This is a genomic window from Curvibacter cyanobacteriorum (assembly GCF_028649475.1).
In the GTDB taxonomy this organism is placed as follows: domain Bacteria; phylum Pseudomonadota; class Gammaproteobacteria; order Burkholderiales; family Burkholderiaceae_C; genus Curvibacter; species Curvibacter cyanobacteriorum.
The window spans coordinates 553,855-569,956 of sequence record NZ_JAQSIP010000003.1; the positions used below are offsets into that span (position 1 = coordinate 553,855).

The following is a 16,102-nucleotide window of genomic DNA, read 5'->3' on the forward strand; positions in this document are numbered from 1 at the left end:
AAGCGCTGTCACAGTCGCCTCGGTTAAATTGCGGGCAGATGGGCCCGCTGCGTTCAGCGCCGGGTGCTTGGCTGAGGACCGGCTTCCAAGGCGGAAGCCCAGGAGGGGGATTCATGAGATTTTTGATTTACGCGATGCTGCTCTTGGCCTCGGTCGCCCACGCGCGCGGCGAGGCGGGGCGCGTGCGCCTGTGCCGCGAAGGGGTCACCCCGGTCGGGGTCGATGTGGGCAAGACCGTGCTGGTGCTGGACGGACTGATTCGTTTCCAAACCCCCAGGACGGGCAACCGGCCGGAGTCTGTGCGTGACAAGGACCTGCCCGAGATGCAGGTGGTCACCGAGATCATCGAACCCCTGCGGCCCGGCCCCGAATGCCGCTTGCTGCTGGCTTGGGTGGCCGACAACCCCAACAACGAACCGCTGCCCCGGGCCGGTGCCACCTGGCGCGGCTTTGCGTTCGCCGACTATGGCCGCTTGGTGGATGTGCCGCCGCGCGTCATCGGGACCAGCAGCCGCGTGACGCGCGTGACCTTCGAGCCCTACAAGCCGTGGGAGGGGGGGCGGGTGCTTTTCACCGCCACCGCGCTGGACGACTTCAAGCCTATGCCCTTTGTGGACAGCCCGCCGCCGGTCTTGCCCAAGACGGTGGACCGCGTCGCCCGCCAGCCTTGAGCTGGCCAGGGGCGCCTGCCGGGGCGGCCTGTGGCCCGCACGCCTGACCCGGCCAGTTGAACCGGGCCGCTGGCTTCGGTGGGCAGGGCAGGTCCGATCGAAACCTGACGCATGGTTGTCCCGCTCTGGGCGGGCGCGCGCGCGGCCGGCGCTGCCGACGGCGGCGCCAGGCGTTCAGGCGGCAGGGATCTTCAGCAGGTCTTCGTCCGATTCATCCCCGCTCTTGAGCCAGTACAGCACGCAACGGTGCTGCACCTCGCCCACCATCCAGGACGGCAGCGGCGTCCAGTCGCCCTGGGGGTCGTGCTTGGTCGGGTCCCAAGGGGCATCCTGGTAGGACTTCTTGAGCGCGAACTCGATCAGCTTGGCGCTGGCGTTCTCGGAGATCAGCTTGTGCAGACCGTCGTAGGCCGCCCCTTTTTTGCTGACCGGGTCGTACAGCACGGTGTTGGGCAGGCTGAGCAGGTCTTCGGTGGAAAGGGGCAGCGGCATGGTCGTCTTTCTGAAGTGGAGAAGGTCAATTCATGCGGATCGTCGGCATAGATTCATTATTTTTAACCGAGTTCGTCTAGATCTGACCATTTTTTTGCCCAGGCTTGCACGCGGCGGGCGACCGGGCTGTCGCCGTCCGGGCCATCGTGCTCAAGGCGGCAGTGCTCGATGAGTTGCAGCGCCAGGTAGGCGTCGCCCATCACCGCTTCGGTCAGCCCATGGGGCAGGCGCAGCTGCAGCAGGCCATGGCCCTCGTGGGCGGGGTCGGGCAGGGCGGTCACCACCACCCCACTGAGCACATGGATGGCCATTTCCCGCTCTTGCGCGGGCTGGAACTGGCGCAGTTGCTTGAGCCGGTCTATCAGGCGCTGGCTGCGGGTTTCGGGCGGGTGGATGTGGGACTTGCTGGGCATGGGGCGGGGGCGCGGAGGGCGCAGTGGGGTGGATGAACCTGAGCAACCCTAACAGCCGGGCGGGCTCCGTGCCCCGCGTCAGATCAAGCTTTGCTGCGGGGCTGTCCGGTGGGGGACTCCCGTTGCGCGTGGCATGGGGCGGCCCGGCCCGGGCTGTCATGCGATTGACACAGGTCCTCGCTAGGCTGCAGGCGCCGGGCGCATGGTGTGGCCCGGATCACTTTTTGCCCCAAAGGTTGGCCCCCGATGTCCGACGACGAACTCATCCGCCGCATCCACCAGGAAGCCCATGACAGTTATGACGAAGAGCTGGAGCTCGAGCTGGAGGACCGCCACCTGGACGAGCTCGCTGGCGGGGCCGACGGCCTGCGTGACGCCGCCTACCGCGAAAACCGCCGCCGCTATTTCCGGGAGCTGTTCCGCCTGCAAGGCGAACTCGTGAAGCTGCAGGACTGGGTGGTGGCGAGCGGCCACAAGGTGGTGATCCTGTTTGAGGGCCGCGACGCCGCGGGCAAGGGCGGGGTCATCAAGCGCATCACCCAGCGCCTGAACCCGCGGGTCTGCCGCGTGGCAGCCCTGCCCGCACCGAACGACCGCGAGCGCACGCAGTGGTACTTCCAGCGCTACGCCGCGCACCTGCCGGCGGCGGGCGAAATGGTGCTGTTTGACCGCAGCTGGTACAACCGGGCCGGCGTCGAACGGGTGATGGGCTTTTGCAACGACGACCAGTACGAGGAGTTCTTCCGCTCGGCGCCGGAGTTCGAGCGCATGCTGGTGCGCTCGGGCATCCAGCTCATCAAGTACTGGTTCTCGATCTCGGACGAAGAGCAGCGCCTGCGCTTTTTGGGCCGCATCCACGACCCGCTCAAGCAATGGAAGCTCAGCCCCATGGACCTGGAGTCGCGCCGCCGCTGGGAGGACTACACCAAGGCCAAGGAAATCATGCTGGAGCGCACCCACATCCCCGAAGCCCCGTGGTGGGTGGTGGCCGCCGACGACAAAAAGAAGGCGCGCTTGAACTGCATCCAGCACCTGCTGTCGCAAATGCCCTATGAAGAAGTGCCGCACCCGCGCATCGAGTTGCCGCAGCGTGAGCGCCACGAGGACTACTTGCGCAACCCGGTCCCGGCTGAGATGTTCGTGCCGCAGGTGTATTGATCGATGCCCGAGGGACGGTGGCGGCCATGACGCCGACCTACGGCGCCACGCGCCACGGCCTGATCTGTGGTTACAGCTTTGAAGGGGGCGCGCCGGGGCAGGCGCTCGACCTCGCGCAGGCCCTGCTTTGGCTGCAAGGGCCGCGTGCGCCGGGCGACTTTGTCTGGCTGCATTTCAACCTCAGCGACGCCGCGGCCGAGGCCTGGATCCGCAAACACCTGCCGGTGGCGCCCGAGTTTTTCGAGGCCCTGCACGAGGGCTCGCGCTCGACCCGCATCGAGGACGCCGACGGCACCCTGGTGGCGGTGGTCAACGACGTGGCCTATGAGTTCTCCTTTGACCCCGCCGAGATCGAGACGCTGTGGGTCCACGTCAGCCCCCACCTGGCCTTGACGGCGCGCCTGCACCCCTTGCGCACCATCGATGTGCTGCGCCAGGCGGTGCGCGACGGCTTGCGCTTCGCGTCTTCGCTGGCCTTTCTGAACCGGCTGCTGCATGACCAGGGCGATGTGCTGGTGCGCATCGTGCGCCAGGCCACGGTGCAGGTCGACAGCGTGGAAGACCGCCTGTTGCAAGGCCGACTGCAGCGCCAACGCGCCGAGTTGGGCACCTTGCGGCGTGTGCTGGTGCGCTTGCAGCGCCTGCTGGCGCCCGAGCCTGGCGCGCTGTTTCGCTTGTTGCGCCGGCCGCCGGCCTGGGTCAACCAGGACGATCTGGACGACCTGCGCCAGGCCACCGAGGAGTTTTCGCTGGTGATCCGCGACGCCGCCGAACTGCAGGAGCGCATCCGGCTCCTGCAGGAGGAGATCGCGGCCCAGGTCGGCGAGCAGACCAACAAGAGCGTCTACACGCTGACGGTGGTGACCGTGCTGGCCTTGCCCATCAACATCGTGGCCGGCCTCCTGGGCATGAACGTGGGCGGCGTGCCGCTGGCCGAGGACCCCTGGGGCTTTTGGGTCATCGCGGCGGTGGTGGTCACCTTCACGGTGCTGGCCGGTTGGTGGACGCGGCGGCGCCGCGACGACTGAGCCGGTTGGCGCCCCGCCAGACGGGCGCAGGGGGCAAGCCTTGGCATGGCCCGGGTGGCCGGGCGGACAAACCCCGCGGCGCAAGGGGGGCGGTGGCAGCCGCTGCCGCGGCCGGCGCGACAAGCGGTAGGTGCTGCGTCAGAATGCGGCTTTTCCTGCCGTGCCTGGCAGGTGCCTGCGCCACGAGGAGCCCCATGAGTCAGGAACCCCATTCGCCCCGCAAACCGTCACAGACCGCGTCCACGGCCCCTGTGTCACCTGTTTCGGGCGCGCCGTCCGTCGCGCCGGTTGCGGCCGAGCGCCAGGCGCCGTCAAGCCCATCACGCCGCCGCTGGTTGCAGGCTGGGGCCACTGCGGCCGCGGCCACAGGGCTGGGCGCGGCCGCGGGGGCCTCGGCGGCGCCCCCTGGGGACCGCCCGGCTGGCCGAGCGCCCGCCCGTTCGCTGCAGGCGCAGCTGGAGCGCCACATCCAGCAGGTGGTGGTGATCTACCTGGAGAACCGCAGCTTCGTCAACCTGTACGCCAACTTCCCCGGCACGCTGGATCCGCTGAGCAGCCTGCCGCCCGAGCGTGCCGTGCAGCGCGACCGCAACGGCCAGCCGCTGGCCACCCTGCCCAAGGTCTGGGGCGGCCTGGTGCCGCGCAGCCAGAGCGTGGACGGCAAGACCTACCGGATCGCCGAGCACCAGATCACCGGCCTGCCCAACGCCCCGTTCGTGCTCAAGGATGCCGAAGGCCAGGTGCTGCCTGAATCGGTGATCACGCGCGACCTGTGGCACCTGTTCTATCAGAACCAGATGCAGATCCACGGCGGCCGCAATGACCAGTTTGCCGCCTGGGCCGACGCCGGGGGCCTGGTCATGGGCCATTACGGGGACTCGGCCCAGCAACTGGGGCTGTGGAAGCTGGCCCAGCAGTACACCCTGTGCGACCGCTTTTTCATGGCGGCGTTTGGGGGCTCGTACCTGAACCACCAGTTCCTGATTTCGGGCCGCACGCCGGAATACTTCAACGCCAGCCAAACGGCCGCCCGCACCCGCATCGCCGTGACCGAGGACGGCCCCCAGGGCCGCCGCCTCGCGCTGGCCCCCGACAGCCCCGCCTCGGCGCTGGACGGGCCGCCCAAATTTGTGCGTGACGGGGCCATCACCCCCGACGGTTACGCCGTCAACACCATGGCCCCGCCGTACCAGCCGAGCTACGTGCGGCCCGCCGCCGGGGGCGATCCGCTGCGGGCCGACCCGGCCCATGCGTCGGTGCTGCCACCTCAGACCTACGACACCATTGGCGACCTGCTGTCGCGCCAAGGGGTGTCCTGGGCCTGGTACGGCGGGGCTTGGCAAGCCGCGCTGGAGCGCCGCTCCGATGGCGACCGGCCCAACTTCCAGTACCACCACCAGCCCTTCAACTACTTCCAGCAGTTCGCGCCCGGCACCGCCGAGCGCGCGGTGCACCTGCGGGATGGCGGCACGGGCGACAGCCCCCTGTCGAACCATTTCCTGGCCGACATCGTGGCCGGGCGGCTGCCCGCGGTGACCTTCTACAAGCCGCAGGGCAACCTCAACCTGCACGCCGGGTATTCGGATGTGGCCTCCGGCGACCAACATGTGGCCAATGTGATCGAGTACCTGAAGCGCAGCCCCCAATGGCCCCACATGCTGGTGGTGGTGACCTTTGACGAAAACGGGGGCTGGTGGGACCCGGTGGCCCCACCCGAGGGCGACCGCTGGGGCCCGGGTTCGCGCGTGCCGGCGTTGTTGATTTCGCCGCACGTCAAGAAGGGGCATGTGGACCACACCTTCTACGACACCACCTCGATCCTGCGCTTCATCACCCGCCTGCACGGCCTGCCGGTGCTCGAAGGGCTGGCGGCGCGCGACGCGGCGTTCCGGGCGCGCGGCGAGCGCCCACCCGGGGACTTGAGCGCCGCGTTCAGCTTCGCCTGAGCCGACAACAAAAAGCCGCCTGAACCCGGGGGCTCAGGCGGCTGGCTCGACTCAGAGGGGGCCAGGGTTGGGTCACGGCGGGGCGCCGTGGCCACCGGGGCGGGTCATTCCGGTTCGATCTTGGCGTCGCGCACGACCTTGCCCCAGCGCGGGGCTTCGGCCTTGATCAGGGCCGCAAACGCCTCGGGCGTGCCGCCACCCACGTCGTTGCCCTGGCCGGTGATCTTTTGGCGCAGGTCGGCGTCCTGCAGGGCCTTGTTGCCCACGGTGTTGAGCAGCTTGACCAGGTCCGCCGGCATGTTTTTCGGGCCCACCAGGCCTTGCCAGTTCAGCACTTCGACGGCCGGGAAGCCTTGCTCCGCCATGGTCGCCAGGTCGGGCAGCAGCGGCGAGCGGGCCTTGCTGGTGATGCCCAAGGCGCGCAGGCGACCGGCCTTGATCGACGGCATGGCCGCATACATCTGCTCGAACATGAAGTCCACTTGACCGCCCATCAAGTCGTTGGCGGCGGCCGAGCCGCTCTTGTAGGGGGCGTGGATCATGTCGACCCCCACAGCGTGTTCAAACAGCGAGCCACTCAGGTGGTGCGAGCCGCCAATGCCGCCCGAGGCGTAGATGATCTTGCCGGGGGCGGCCTTGGCCGCAGCCACCAGGTCCTTCAGCGTCTTGTAGGGCGACTCATTGCGCACCATCAGGACCAGCGGGCCTTTTTCGATCAGCATGATCGGGGTCAGGTCGTTGAAGGGGTCGAAGTTCAGTTTCTTGAACAGCGCGTGGTTGACCGACAAGGGGGCCAGGTTGCCCATGCCCAGGGTGTAGCCGTCGGGCTTGCCGCGGGCAATGGCCTCGGTGCCGATGTTGCCGCCGGCCCCGGCCTTGTTGTCGATGATGATGGGCTGGCCCAGCAGGCTGCTCATGACCTTGGCGACCTGACGCGAACGGATGTCGGCATTGCCTCCGGCGGCGTAGGGGCAGATCCAGGTGATGGCTTTGCTGGGGTACTTGTCGTCGGCGAGGGCGAAGCCCGGGATCAGGGCGGCGCTGCCGGCAGCTTGCAGCAGGGTGCGGCGTTTCATGGCTTGTCTTCCTTGTTGTGGAGGGGCCGCCTCGGGCGGCTCGGGGACTGTCCTCGGTGGACAGCGGCTCAGGGGCTGGACTCTAAGAGCGCGGGCCTTTCAGCTGGCTTTCAGCCGGTGCCGTGGCACATGGCCGACAATCGCGCGTGGACGGGGGCCAGCGCAGCCCCTGCCAACCCGCGGCGGGGCACCTGGGCCTTCACCTGGTGCGGTGCACTGTCCGCGGACCCCCAAGGAGACCCACTTGAAACCCCTCTTGCGGCACGCGCTGGGCGCGGCACTTTTCTTGTTGACCTTGACCGGGCTGGGCTTGCTCGGGGCCCCGGCGCGCGCACAAACTGCCGAGCGCGTGGTGTTGATGGTGGCGGGCCTGGACAAGCAGATCTACCTGCCGGTGCGTCTGGCCGCCCACCTGGGCTACTTTCGGGACGCGGGGCTGGAGGTCGAGTTGCAGTCCGAGGGCTCGGGCGTCAACGCCGAGGATGTGCTGCTGGTCGGCGGCGCCCAGGGCGTGGTGGGGGCTTATGACCACACGCTGGACCTGCAGGCCCGTGGCAAGGCGGTGCAGGCGGTGGTTTTGTTCACCCTGTCGCCCGGTGAGGTGGAGCTGGTGGCCAGTCCGCTGGCCGACGCCATCACCAGCCCGGCCGATTTCAAGGGTCGGCGCCTGGGGGTCACGGGCCTGGGCTCGTCCACCAACCTGCTGACCCGCACCCTGGCGCTGCGCCATGGCTTGCGACCCACGGACTACAAAGTGGTGCCGGTGGGCAGCGGCGCGTCGTTCGCGGCGGCGCTGGCGCAGGGGCGCATCGACGCCGGCATGACAACCGAGCCCCTGGCCACGCGCCTGATCCACAGTGGCCAGGCGCGCCTGCTGGTGGACCTGCGCACCCCGGACGCGGCCCAGCGGGCCCTGGGCGGCCCGTTTCCCTTTGCCTCGCTGTACATGCAGACGGCTTGGGTCAACAGCCACCGCGACCAGGTGCAGAAACTGGTCACGGCCCTGGTGCGGGCCTTGCGGTTCATCCAGCAGCGCAGCCCGCTCGAGGTGGCCCAGGCGCTGGGCCTCGAAGAAGGGCTGGAGCGCACGCTGTATGTGCAGGCCCTGACCGAAAGCCGCGCCATGTTCTCGCCCGATGGCTTCATGCCGGCCGCGGGGCCGCCGCATGTGCTCAAGGTGGTGTCGGCGGTCAACCGCATGGTGCGCGAGCGCCCGGTGGACTTGCAACGCACCTACACCCATGAGTTTGTGCGCGCCGCCAACGCCCGCCTGGGGCCGCTTCAGGCCCCCTGAGCCGGGGGCAGGGTCGGAAAGTCCACGCTCACCAACAGCCCGCCGCCGGGCGCCTCTGCGAGGGCGATGGTGGCCTGGCTGGCGTTGGCGATCTCGCGCACGATGGCCAGGCCCAGGCCGCAGCCGTCGGACTGGCGGTTGTTGAGCCGGTAGAAGCGTTCGAACACCCGCTCGCGTTCGGCCTCCGGGATGCCTGGGCCGTTGTCTTCGACCTGCAGCAGCACCCGGCCCGCCAAGGCGGTGGGCTGCCGCACCCGCAGCGTGACGCGGCCCCCGACCGGGGTGTAGCGCAGGGCGTTGTCCAGCAGGTTGGCGCACAGCTCATGCAGCAGCCGAGGTGAGGCCCGCACCCGGCAAGGTGGGCCGTCGGCCTCAAAGCCCAGGTCGATCTCGCGCTGGTCGGCCAGGGTGGCCAGGGCCTCCAGCGCCTCCTGGGCGCAACGGGCCAGGTCCACCGCCTCCTGCTGGGCCGTGCGGCCCTGGCTGGCTTCGGCGAGCGAAAACGACAACAGCTGGTTGACCAGGCGCATGCCGTGCTGGACCGTGCCCAGGGTGGCTTGCAGGGCCTCCTGGCGGGCCTGGGGCTCGGTCGTGCGCAGGGCGTAGACCACCTGGGTGTTGAGCACGGTGAGCGGGGTGCGCAGTTGGTGGGCCGCATCGGCGATGAAGCGGCTGTGGGCGGACATGTGGTGGTCCAGCCGGGTGGCGTAGTCGTTCACCGCGTCGACCAGCGGGGCGAGTTCGGTCGGTGTGCGCCCCGGGGCCAGCGGCTCCAGGCTGCCCGGGCGGCGCCGCAGCATCTGGTCGCGCAAGGCCAGCACGGGCTGCAGGCCACGCCGCAGCCCCAGCCCCAGCAGCAGGGCCATCAGGGCCAGCAGGCTGGCCTGGCGCCAGACCACGCTGCGCCAGACTTCACTGGCCAGGGCGCGCCGGCTGTTCAGTGTCTGGGCCACCAGGATCTGCAGGGGCGCCTGTTCCGGCGCGCCCAGCAGCGGCTGCGCAAAGGCCACGGCGTGCACCGCAGCACCGCTCTGCCGGGTGTCGAAGTAGACCGCTTCGTCGGGCGCGGGCAGGTGGGGCGGGTCGGGCAGATCGGGGTAGCCCAGCAGCAGTTCACCGGGGCCGCGCGTGATGCGGTAGTACACCCGGTCGGGCTCGGGGCCGGCAAACAGCTCCAGCGCCGCTGGGGGCACCACCACCTGCACCCCGTCCTCCTGGTAGCTGGCCTGCTGGCCAATCATGCGTGCCGCCCCCAGCAGCAGGCGTTGCTGCACCAGGGTGGCGGTGCGCTCGGCTTCGCGGTAGCTGGCCCAGGTGTCGAGCAGGGCCATGCCGGCCAGCGGGATCAGCAGCCACAGCAGCAACTGGCTGCGCAGGCTGGCCCCCCAGCGGCGCACCATGGGGGCTGGTTCCAGTGCCGGCGGTGGTGGGGTGTCAGGGGCCATTGGCCTTGAGCAGGTAGCCCAGCCCGCGCAGGGTGATGATGGCCACGCCGCTGCCTTGGAGTTTCTTGCGCACGCGGTGCACATAGATCTCGATCGCGTCGGGCGAGACGTTGTCGTCCAGCGTGAACAAGGCTTCGGCCAGGGACTGCTTGCTGACGGTCTGGCCCAACTTCATCAGCAGGGTTTCCAGCAGCGCGTGTTCGCGTGGGGTCAGGGCCAGCGCGGGGGTGTCTTCGTCGCCAAGGTGGAACTGGCGGGTGTTGCTGTCATAGCGCAGCGGCCCGCAGCGCAGGATGGGGTTCTTGTGGTTGGCGTGGCGGCGCAGCAGCACGCGGATGCGGGCCTCGAGTTCAGTGACCTCAAAGGGCTTGGACATGTAGTCGTCGGCACCACTGTCCAGGCCCGCGATGCGCCCGGCCAGCGAGTCGCTGGCGGTGAGGATCAGCACCGGCACGTTGTTGTCGCGCGCGCGCAGGCGGCGCAGCACCTCCTGGCCGCTCATGCCGGGCAGGCCCAGGTCCAGGATCACCAGGTCATAGGCCTCGCTGCGCAGGCGCAGGTAGGCGTCGTCGCCATCGTAGGCGCACTCCACCACGTAGCGGTCCTTTTGCAGGGTGCGCGCCAGCCACTCGGACAGCGTGCGGTTGTCTTCGACCAGCAGGATGCGCATGGGCTTGGGGTGGGGCAGGTTCTGGGGCGGAAGCAGGGCAGGCAGGGGCGGTCGCGAGGCGAAATACTAACCGCTGGCGCCCAGGGGCCCTGACCGATCTGGAACAATCGGGGCCATGCAATTGCAGGACATTCTTTATTCGCAAGGCTTTGGCACCCGCCGGGTCTGCGCTGGGCTCATTCAGCAGGGGCTGGTTGAGGTGTATGAATCCGCCGACGCGGCCACCCCGCTGACGGTCACCGAATCGGCACGCGACTTCGAGGCCACCGGCCTGCGCTTTCGCGTCCAGGGGGTGGACTGGGCCTACCACGAGAAGGCCTACCTGATGCTGCACAAGCCCGCGGGCACCGAGTGCTCGCAAAAGCCATCGGCCTGGCCCAGCATCTACACCCTGCTGCCCGCCCCGCTGCGCCAGCGGCCCAGCAAGAGCGCGGTGCAAGGCGTGCAGGCGGTGGGCCGGCTCGACCAGGACACCACCGGCCTGCTGCTGCTGAGTGACGACGGTCAGTTCATCCACCGCATGAGTTCGCCCAAGAAGCATGTGCCCAAGGTCTACGAAGTGGTGACCAAGCACCCGCTGGACGACGGCCAGATCCGCCGCCTGCTGGACGGGGTGGTGCTCGACGACGATCCCAAGCCGGTGCGGGCCGCTGCCTGCGAGGCCGCCGCGCCCCACCTGCTGCGGCTGACCCTGCTCGAGGGCAAGTACCACCAGGTCAAGCGCATGGTCGCCGCGGTCAGCAACCGGGTCGAGGGACTGCACCGGGCCCAGATTGGGGGGCTGACCATCCCGCCCGACCTGGCCCCGGGCCAGTGGCGCTGGCTCAGTGAGGCCGACCTGACCTTGCTCAAACCCTGAGACCTTGTGGGCATTTGGCCCGCTGGCGCGCGGCTACACTGGCGGCTTGACCCTGAAAGTGGATTGTTGTGAAGTCGTTTGCCCGTCGCCGTTTTTCGTCCGCCCTGCGTGCCAGCGCCCCCATCGCGGCTGCTGCGTCCTTGTTGATGGCTGTCAGCGCACCGCTGCAGGCCCAGACGGCGGCTTCGCCCGCCAAGCCTGCCGCAGCACCCGCGGCGGCCGCTGCGCCGGCCGCGCCCGCGGCCAGCGCCAGCCTGCCCAACAACGGTCTGGTGCACCCCATCTTCGTGCTGAATTCGCTGGACGCCAGCGTCAGCGTCATCGATCCGGCCACCTGGAAGGAAACCAAGCGCATTCCGACCGGCAAGGAGCCGCACCACCTCTACCTGACCCCCGACGAGAAGTCGCTCATCGTGGCCAATGCGCTCGGTGACTCGCTGACCTTCCTCGACCCGCGGACGGCCGAGGTGCAGCGCACCGTGCGCGGCATCCTGGACCCGTATCAGCTGCGGTTTTCGCCCGACATGAAGTGGCTGATCACCGCCGCCAACCGCCTCAACCACGTGGACATCTACCGCTGGGATGGCAAGGACGTGACCCTGTCCAAGCGCATTGCCACCGGCAAGACGCCCAGCCACCTGTGGGTGGACAGCAACAGCACCACGGTCTACGCCACCATGCAGGACAGCGACGAGTTGGTGGCCATCGACCTGGCCAGCCAAAACCTCAAATGGCGGGTCAAAACCGGTTCGCTGCCCGCCGACGTGTATGGCAGCCCCGACGACAAAACCCTGTTTGTGGGCATGACCGGCGGCGAAGGGGTCGAGGTCTATGACGTCAGCGGCGGCAAGGAAGCCAAGCTGGTCAAGACCATCCTGACCGGCAAGGGGGCCCACGCCTTCCGGGCGGCGGGTGACAAGCGCCACATCTACGTCAGCAACCGGGTGGCCAACACCATCAGCAAGATCGACATGCAGACCCTGACCGCGGTCGCCCAGCTGCCGGGCCCCACCGGGCCGGACTGCATGGACGTGTCGGCCGATGGCAAGCTGATCCTGCTGAGCTCGCGCTGGGCCCGCAAGATGACCGTCATCGACACCGAAACCCGCAAAGTGGTGCGGCAGGTCAACGTGGGCAAGTCTCCCCATGGCGTCTGGACCCTTGACCACGCCCCACGCTGAGCCCCGGGCCGGTCAGGCGCGCGCTCCCATGCGCTCGCCGCATGCCGCCTGGTTCTTGCGCTCGTCGCATGCCGCTTGGTTCGTGCGCTCGCCGCATGCCACCGGGTTCGTGCGCCCGTCGCACGTCGCCTGGCCTGTGGGTCTGACCGCGCTGGCCGTCGCGGCCTGTGGCGCCGCGCTGGCCCAGCCGGCCAGTGGCACCTGGCCCGCCCCGGCCACCTGCGCCAAGCCGGTCTACCTGACGCTGGACACCGGCCACATGGGCGTGGCCCCATTGATGGCCGAGGTGTTGAAGCGCCAGCAGGTGCGCGTGACCTTTTTTGCCGCCAACGAACCCACCCAACAGGGTGACGGCACCCTGGGCGACCACTGGGCACCCTGGTGGCGCGCCCGCGCCGCCGAAGGCCACGCCTTCGCCAGCCACACCTGGGACCATGTTTACTGGCGCGCCGATGTGCCCGCTGCCGACGGGCGCATGCGCTTTCGCGTCAAGCCATCGGCCGGGCCCGAGGCGGGCCGTGAATCGCTGATCGACGTGGCTGACTACTGCCAGGCCCTGGACCGGGCCAGCCAGCGCCTGCAGCAGCTGACCGGGCAAAAGCCCTTGCCCCTGTTCCGGGCGCCCGGCGGCAAGACCTCGCCGGCCCTGCTGGCCGCCGCCCGGCAGTGCGGCTACGCCCACGTGGGCTGGGCGCCGGCCGGCTTTTTGGGCGACGAGTTGCCCAGCGATCGTTTCAGCAACGCCCAGTTGCTCGACAAGGCGCTGCGCAACATCCGCCGGGGCGACATCCTGATGGCCCACCTGGGCATCTGGTCGCGCCGCGACCCCTGGGCGCCCGCGGTGCTTGAACCCCTGATCGAGGGCCTCAAGGCCCGCGGTTTTTGTTTTGCCACGCTGCGCGAGCACCCGGACTACCAGGCCTGGCTCGCGCAGAAAGGCTTTTGAGGCGGACCATGGAGACGTTGATGGATGTCTTTGGCGCGGCTCAGCTTTGGTTGTTTGAGACCGTGCTGCAGCCGCTGATGTTCCAGGCCGGGTTGGGCAACTTCCTGGAGGACGGCTTCAACGGCACCGGCTGGCTGTTGGTGGGCCTGATCCAGCTGGCGGTGATGGTGGCCGTGATCGGCCCGCTGCAGCGCCTGTGGCCGGCCGAGCCCCTGACCGACCGCCGCGCCGTGCGGGTCGATGTCCTCTACACCCTAATCCACCGCCTGGGGCTGGTGCGGGTGGTGCTGTTCTTCGCGGTCGAGCCCCTGTTTGACGATCTGTTCGGTCACCTGCGGGTGCTGGGCCTGCAGACCTGGCACCTCGACGGCCTGTGGCCCGGGGTCACCGACCTGCCCTGGGTCAGCCTGCTGCTGTACCTGGTGGCGTTTGACTTTGTCGCCTACTGGGTGCACCGCGGACAGCACCAGTCGGAGGCTTGGTGGGCCTTGCATTCGCTGCACCACTCGCAGCGCCAGATGACGATGTGGTCCGACAACCGCAACCACCTGCTCGACGACCTGTTTGTCGACTGCATCATGGTGGTGGTGGCGCAGTTGATCGGCATCGCGCCGGGGCAGTTCATTGCTGTCGTGGCCATCACCCAGCTCAGCGAGAACCTGCAACATGCCAACCTGCGCTGCTGGTTTGGTGCGCTGGGGGAGCGCCTGTGGGTGAGTCCGCGCTTTCACCGCATGCACCACGCGATCGGTGTGGGGCACGAGTTCCCCGCGGTGCCCGGCCGCGCCGGGCCGCCGGTGCTGGGCGGTTGCAATTTCGGCGTGCTGCTGCCCTGGTGGGACATGCTGTTCGGCACCGCCAACTTTGAAGTGGCTTACCTGCCCACCGGCGTGCGCGACCAGGTGGAACCCGGCCCGCACGGGCTGCGTGACTACGGGCAGGGCTTCTGGGCCCAGCAGCGCCTGGGGCTGAAGCGGCTGTTCCGGCGCGGTTGAGCGACGGGCGGTACCCCAGCCGCCCAGGGGCTGCCTTCTGGGCCGCCTGAGGTTATGCTGCGCCCATGACTTTGTTGCTTGACTCCTTTTGGCGCGCGGTGGTGTATTGCCTGCACCCGCGCGTGATCGCCCTGTCCTTTCTGCCCCTGGTGCTGCTGGTGGGGCTGTCATTGGGGCTGGGTTACTTCTATTGGGATCCGGCGGTGGAGGGCGTGCGCCAGTCGCTCGAATCGTTCGAGCTGCTCAACACCTTCTGGGCCTGGCTGCAGGGCGCTGGGGTGGGGCAGTTGAAGACCGTGGTGGCACCGCTGATCGTGATCTTTGTGGTCACCCCCGTGCTGGTCGTGGTGTCGCTGGTGGTGGTGGCGGTGCTGATGGCGCCGGCGCTGGTGTCGATGGTCAGCGAGCGGCGCTTTCCCCAGTTGGCGCGGCTCAAGGGCGGCTCGACGGTGGGCAGCCTGCTGTGGTCGCTGGGCTCGGTGTTGCTGGCGCTGGTGGCGCTGGTGGCCTCGATGCCCCTGTGGCTGGTGCCGCCCCTGATTTTGATCTTGCCGCCCCTGATCTGGGGTTGGCTGACCTACCGCGTCATGGCCTACGACGCGCTCGCGCTGCACGCCAGCAAGGACGAGCGCCAGACCCTGTTCCGGCGCCACCGCCTGACTTTGCTGGGCATGGGCGTGATGACCGGTTACCTGGGCGCGGCGCCCAGCCTGGTCTGGGCCTCGGGGGCGCTGTTCGCGGCGGCCTTTGTGGTGCTGGTGCCCGTGGCGATCTGGATTTACACGCTGGTGTTCGCGTTTTCCTCGCTGTGGTTTGCCCACTTTTGCCTGGCGGCGCTCGATGGGCTTCGAGCCGAGTCGGGTACGGCGGCCCCGGTCGAAGTGCTCGATCCGGTCGCGGTAGGATGGCGAGATGAGCTCAACCCACCCAACCCCCTCGTCGGCAACGGCGCCGAGCCGCCCCGCCTCCCCTGAGGCCCCGCCCCCTTTCGGACTGATCATCGTCGGCGATGAAATCATGTCCGGCAAGCGGGCTGACAAACACATGCCCAAGGTCATTGAACTCTTGGGGGCCCGGGGCCTGCAGTTGGCGTGGGCCGATTACGTGGGGGATTCGCCCCAGCGCCTGGAGGCCACGCTGGCCCGGGCCTTCGCGTCGGGCGACATCGTCTTCTCTTGTGGTGGCATCGGAGCGACCCCCGATGACCACACCCGCCAGTGCGCGGCCCGGGCCTTGGGCGAGCCGCTGCAACTGCACCCGCGCGCGGCCGAATTGATCCGTGAGCGCATGCAGGACGTGGCGCGTGAGCAGGGCCTGCCCTACGAGCCCGAGCGCGAGGACAACGTGCACCGCCTCAACATGGGGGTGTTCCCGGCGTCGGCGCAGATCATCCCCAACCCGTACAACAAGATCGCGGGCTTCTCCTGCCAGGGGCCCGGTGGCGGCGCGGTGCACTTTGTGCCGGGTTTCCCGGTCATGGCCTGGCCGATGATCGAGTGGGTGCTCGACACCCACTGCGCGCACCTGTTCAACCGGGTGCCGCACGTGGAGAAGTCGGTCATCGTCTTTGGCGCCATGGAGGCGGCCCTGACGCCCCTGATGGAAGAGATCGAGCGCGACCACGGTGGCGTCAAGGTGTTCAGCCTGCCCAGCGTCGACCACCCCCAGTATGGCCGCCACATTGAATTGGGGGTCAAGGGCGACCCGGCCCGGGTGCTGCAGGCCTACCCGGCCTTGCTGGCCGGTCTGCATCGCTTCGAGGTCAAGTTGGGCCCTGAATTGGTGCGCTGACAATTTGAACCAAGTTGGTGCATTTTTATTTATTGCACCAAAATAGGGTTTCGGTGCGCTGTGGGGCGAAAAAAACGCCATTCCATCGCCCACCGCAGGCCCCAAAAGCCCAAACATCGGCCCTTGGCAAGGCAAAA

At 68.6% G+C, this 16,102-nt stretch carries 16 protein-coding genes; 11 read left to right on the plus strand and 5 right to left on the minus strand.

Annotation, left to right across the window (positions count from 1 at the left end):
• The first annotated feature begins 113 nt into the window (after positions 1-113).
• Complete coding sequence (locus PSQ40_RS09045) at positions 114-671, plus strand: hypothetical protein (protein ID WP_273950910.1); 558 nt, start codon at positions 114-116, stop codon at positions 669-671.
• A 174-nt stretch (positions 672-845) separates the two neighbouring features.
• Here the strand turns inward: PSQ40_RS09045 and PSQ40_RS09050 are convergent, their stop codons facing one another.
• Positions 846-1,163 carry a hypothetical protein gene (locus PSQ40_RS09050; protein WP_273950917.1) on the minus strand — a complete coding sequence of 106 codons (318 nt, stop codon included), beginning with the start codon at positions 1,161-1,163 and terminating at the stop codon, positions 846-848.
• 62 nt (positions 1,164-1,225) lie between these two features.
• Positions 1,226-1,576: a hypothetical protein gene (locus tag PSQ40_RS09055; protein WP_273950924.1), complete on the minus strand. Its 351-nt coding sequence runs from the start codon at positions 1,574-1,576 to the stop codon at positions 1,226-1,228.
• A 246-nt stretch (positions 1,577-1,822) separates the two neighbouring features.
• Here PSQ40_RS09055 and ppk2 point away from each other — a divergent pair, with 246 nt between their 5' ends.
• The 3 genes from ppk2 to PSQ40_RS09070 all read left to right on the plus strand — a co-directional run bounded on the left by ppk2 (position 1,823) and on the right by PSQ40_RS09070 (position 5,708).
• Positions 1,823-2,734 carry a polyphosphate kinase 2 gene (gene ppk2 / locus PSQ40_RS09060; protein ID WP_273950926.1) on the plus strand — a complete coding sequence of 304 codons (912 nt, stop codon included), beginning with the start codon at positions 1,823-1,825 and terminating at the stop codon, positions 2,732-2,734.
• Between the two features lie 26 nt (positions 2,735-2,760).
• Entirely contained in the window at positions 2,761-3,762 is a 1,002-nt protein-coding gene (locus PSQ40_RS09065) for a transporter (protein WP_273950932.1), read from the plus strand.
• A 194-nt stretch (positions 3,763-3,956) separates the two neighbouring features.
• Complete coding sequence (locus PSQ40_RS09070; RefSeq protein ID WP_273950937.1) at positions 3,957-5,708, plus strand: acid phosphatase; 1,752 nt, start codon at positions 3,957-3,959, stop codon at positions 5,706-5,708.
• 104 nt (positions 5,709-5,812) lie between these two features.
• Here PSQ40_RS09070 and PSQ40_RS09075 read toward each other — a convergent pair whose 3' ends face one another.
• Positions 5,813-6,784 carry a Bug family tripartite tricarboxylate transporter substrate binding protein gene (locus tag PSQ40_RS09075; RefSeq protein WP_273950945.1) on the minus strand — a complete coding sequence of 324 codons (972 nt, stop codon included), beginning with the start codon at positions 6,782-6,784 and terminating at the stop codon, positions 5,813-5,815.
• A 256-nt stretch (positions 6,785-7,040) separates the two neighbouring features.
• Between PSQ40_RS09075 and PSQ40_RS09080 the strand changes: the two genes are divergently transcribed.
• The gene (locus PSQ40_RS09080) at positions 7,041-8,078 is read left to right on the plus strand and encodes an ABC transporter substrate-binding protein (protein ID WP_409338573.1); all 1,038 of its coding nucleotides are present in this window, start codon (positions 7,041-7,043) and stop codon (positions 8,076-8,078) included.
• Here the strand turns inward: PSQ40_RS09080 and PSQ40_RS09085 are convergent.
• Both PSQ40_RS09085 and PSQ40_RS09090 read right to left on the minus strand, forming a co-directional pair.
• Positions 8,066-9,478 carry a sensor histidine kinase gene (locus PSQ40_RS09085; protein ID WP_273950960.1) on the minus strand — a complete coding sequence of 471 codons (1,413 nt, stop codon included), beginning with the start codon at positions 9,476-9,478 and terminating at the stop codon, positions 8,066-8,068. The two genes, PSQ40_RS09080 and PSQ40_RS09085, sit on opposite strands and share 13 nt — an antisense overlap.
• Positions 9,479-9,512: 34 nt before the next feature.
• Complete coding sequence (locus PSQ40_RS09090) at positions 9,513-10,193, minus strand: response regulator (protein ID WP_273950968.1); 681 nt, start codon at positions 10,191-10,193, stop codon at positions 9,513-9,515.
• Between the two features lie 115 nt (positions 10,194-10,308).
• Between PSQ40_RS09090 and PSQ40_RS09095 the strand changes: the two genes are divergently transcribed.
• From PSQ40_RS09095 to PSQ40_RS09120, 6 genes are all read left to right on the plus strand, one after another.
• Positions 10,309-11,052: a 16S rRNA pseudouridine(516) synthase gene (locus PSQ40_RS09095; RefSeq protein ID WP_273950975.1), complete on the plus strand. Its 744-nt coding sequence runs from the start codon at positions 10,309-10,311 to the stop codon at positions 11,050-11,052.
• A 146-nt stretch (positions 11,053-11,198) separates the two neighbouring features.
• The gene (locus PSQ40_RS09100; RefSeq protein ID WP_273951159.1) at positions 11,199-12,233 is read left to right on the plus strand and encodes a YncE family protein; all 1,035 of its coding nucleotides are present in this window, start codon (positions 11,199-11,201) and stop codon (positions 12,231-12,233) included.
• Positions 12,234-12,261: 28 nt separating this feature from the next.
• Complete coding sequence (locus PSQ40_RS09105) at positions 12,262-13,179, plus strand: polysaccharide deacetylase family protein (protein WP_273950980.1); 918 nt, start codon at positions 12,262-12,264, stop codon at positions 13,177-13,179.
• Positions 13,180-13,187: 8 nt separating this feature from the next.
• Complete coding sequence (locus PSQ40_RS09110) at positions 13,188-14,174, plus strand: sterol desaturase family protein (RefSeq protein ID WP_273950983.1); 987 nt, start codon at positions 13,188-13,190, stop codon at positions 14,172-14,174.
• 65 nt (positions 14,175-14,239) lie between these two features.
• Positions 14,240-15,148 carry an EI24 domain-containing protein gene (locus PSQ40_RS09115; protein ID WP_273950988.1) on the plus strand — a complete coding sequence of 303 codons (909 nt, stop codon included), beginning with the start codon at positions 14,240-14,242 and terminating at the stop codon, positions 15,146-15,148.
• Complete coding sequence (locus PSQ40_RS09120) at positions 15,087-15,965, plus strand: competence/damage-inducible protein A (RefSeq protein ID WP_273950992.1); 879 nt, start codon at positions 15,087-15,089, stop codon at positions 15,963-15,965. Before PSQ40_RS09115 ends, PSQ40_RS09120 begins: the two co-directional genes overlap by 62 nt.
• Positions 15,966-16,102: the final 137 nt, after the last annotated feature.

Excerpts from the sequence above, each read along its gene's own strand:
- PSQ40_RS09120 (WP_273950992.1), top strand. The coding sequence starts at position 15,087 with ATGAGCTCAACCCACCCAACCCCCTCGTCGGCAACGGCGCCGAGCCGC.
- PSQ40_RS09075 (WP_273950945.1), bottom strand. The coding sequence starts at position 6,784 with ATGAAACGCCGCACCCTGCTGCAAGCTGCCGGCAGCGCCGCCCTGATC.
- PSQ40_RS09055 (WP_273950924.1), bottom strand. The coding sequence starts at position 1,576 with ATGCCCAGCAAGTCCCACATCCACCCGCCCGAAACCCGCAGCCAGCGC.
- ppk2 (WP_273950926.1), top strand. The coding sequence starts at position 1,823 with ATGTCCGACGACGAACTCATCCGCCGCATCCACCAGGAAGCCCATGAC.
- PSQ40_RS09115 (WP_273950988.1), top strand. The coding sequence starts at position 14,240 with ATGACTTTGTTGCTTGACTCCTTTTGGCGCGCGGTGGTGTATTGCCTG.
- PSQ40_RS09050 (WP_273950917.1), bottom strand. The coding sequence starts at position 1,163 with ATGCCGCTGCCCCTTTCCACCGAAGACCTGCTCAGCCTGCCCAACACC.
- PSQ40_RS09065 (WP_273950932.1), top strand. The coding sequence starts at position 2,761 with ATGACGCCGACCTACGGCGCCACGCGCCACGGCCTGATCTGTGGTTAC.
- PSQ40_RS09095 (WP_273950975.1), top strand. The coding sequence starts at position 10,309 with ATGCAATTGCAGGACATTCTTTATTCGCAAGGCTTTGGCACCCGCCGG.
- PSQ40_RS09045 (WP_273950910.1), top strand. The coding sequence starts at position 114 with ATGAGATTTTTGATTTACGCGATGCTGCTCTTGGCCTCGGTCGCCCAC.
- PSQ40_RS09110 (WP_273950983.1), top strand. The coding sequence starts at position 13,188 with ATGGAGACGTTGATGGATGTCTTTGGCGCGGCTCAGCTTTGGTTGTTT.
- PSQ40_RS09085 (WP_273950960.1), bottom strand. The coding sequence starts at position 9,478 with ATGGTGCGCCGCTGGGGGGCCAGCCTGCGCAGCCAGTTGCTGCTGTGG.
- PSQ40_RS09070 (WP_273950937.1), top strand. The coding sequence starts at position 3,957 with ATGAGTCAGGAACCCCATTCGCCCCGCAAACCGTCACAGACCGCGTCC.
- PSQ40_RS09090 (WP_273950968.1), bottom strand. The coding sequence starts at position 10,193 with ATGCGCATCCTGCTGGTCGAAGACAACCGCACGCTGTCCGAGTGGCTG.
- PSQ40_RS09105 (WP_273950980.1), top strand. The coding sequence starts at position 12,262 with ATGCGCTCGCCGCATGCCGCCTGGTTCTTGCGCTCGTCGCATGCCGCT.
- PSQ40_RS09100 (WP_273951159.1), top strand. The coding sequence starts at position 11,199 with ATGGCTGTCAGCGCACCGCTGCAGGCCCAGACGGCGGCTTCGCCCGCC.